1 protein-coding gene is annotated in these 1,635 nt (G+C 66.5%); it reads left to right on the forward strand.

Going from position 1 to position 1,635, the window contains the following annotated elements; translation table 11 throughout:
* The coding region (gene hutU / locus P353_RS25365) for a urocanate hydratase (protein WP_034375819.1) at positions 1 to 1,635 on the forward strand (1,635 nt) is incomplete at both ends.

Raw genomic sequence — 1,635 nt, forward strand, 5'->3', positions numbered from 1 at the left:
AGACCCCCGCTACGACGCCAGCCGAGAAATCCGCGCTCCCCGCGGCAGCGAGCTGCACTGCAAGAACTGGCTCGCCGAAGCGGCCTATCGCATGATCCAGAACAACCTGGACCCGGACGTGGCCGAGAACCCCAAGGCCCTGGTCGTCTACGGCGGCATCGGCCGGGCAGCCCGCAACTGGGAGTGCTATGACGAGATCCTGGCCCAGCTCAAGAAGCTCGAGGCCGACGAATCGCTGCTGATCCAGTCGGGCAAGCCCGTGGGCGTGTTCAAGACCCACCCCGATGCACCGCGCGTGCTGCTGGCCAACTCCAATCTGGTGCCCAAGTGGGCCAACTGGGAGAAGTTCAACGAGCTCGATCAGAAGGGCCTGTTCATGTACGGCCAGATGACGGCCGGCAGCTGGATCTACATCGGCGCCCAGGGCATCGTGCAGGGCACGTTCGAGACCTTTGTCGAAGCCGGTCGCCAGCACTACAACAACGACCTGACCGGCAAGTGGATTCTCACAGCAGGCCTGGGCGGCATGGGCGGCGCGCAGCCGCTGGCCGGCGTGCTGGCCGGTGCCTGCGTGCTGGCCATCGAATGCAAGCAAAGCAGCATCGACTTCCGCCTGCGCACCCGCTATGTGGACAAGCAGGCCAAGGACATCGACGACGCGCTGGCCCTGATCAAGCATCACACCGAAAAGGGCGAGGCCGTCTCCATTGCGCTGCTGGGCAATGCGGCCGAAGTTCTGCCCGAGCTGGTCAAGCGCGCCAAGGCCGGCGGCATCCGACCCGACATCGTGACCGACCAGACCTCGGCCCACGATCTGATCAACGGCTACCTGCCCGTGGGCTGGAGCGTGGAGCAATGGAATGCCGCTGCGGCCGACCCCGGCCAGCACCCCACGCTCAGGAAGGCCGCCGCCCAGGGCTGCGCCCAGCATGTGCAGGCCATGCTGGACTTCCAGGCCATGGGCATCCCCACGGTGGACTATGGCAACAACATCCGCCAGGTGGCCCTGGACGAAGGCGTGAAGAACGCCTTCGACTTCCCCGGCTTTGTGCCAGCCTACATCCGTCCGCTGTTCTGCGAAGGCAAGGGCCCGTTCCGCTGGGTGGCGCTGTCGGGCGATCCCGAGGACATCTACAAGACCGACGCCAAGATCAAGGAGCTGTTCCCCGAGAACAAGCACACCCACCGCTGGCTGGACATGGCCAGGGAGCGCATTGCCTTCCAGGGCCTGCCGTCGCGCATCTGCTGGCTGGGTCTGGGCGAGCGCCACAAGGCGGCCCTGGCCTTCAATGAAATGGTCAAGAGCGGCGAACTCAAGGCGCCCATCGTGATCGGCCGCGACCACCTGGACTGCGGCTCGGTGGCCAGCCCCAACCGCGAGACCGAAGCCATGAAGGACGGCACGGATGCGGTCTCCGACTGGCCGCTGCTCAACGCCCTGCTCAACACCGCGGGCGGCGCCACCTGGGTCAGCCTGCACCACGGCGGCGGCGTGGGCATGGGTTACTCGCAACACGCCGGCGTTGTGATCGTGGCCGACGGCACGGACGAGGCTGCGGCCCGCCTGAACCGCGTGCTCTGGAACGATCCCGCCACCGGCGTGATGCGCCATGCCGATGCAGGCTACGAGATTGC

The sequence above is a fragment of the Comamonas testosteroni genome (assembly GCF_000761245.1).
GTDB lineage: Bacteria > Pseudomonadota > Gammaproteobacteria > Burkholderiales > Burkholderiaceae_C > Comamonas > Comamonas testosteroni_C.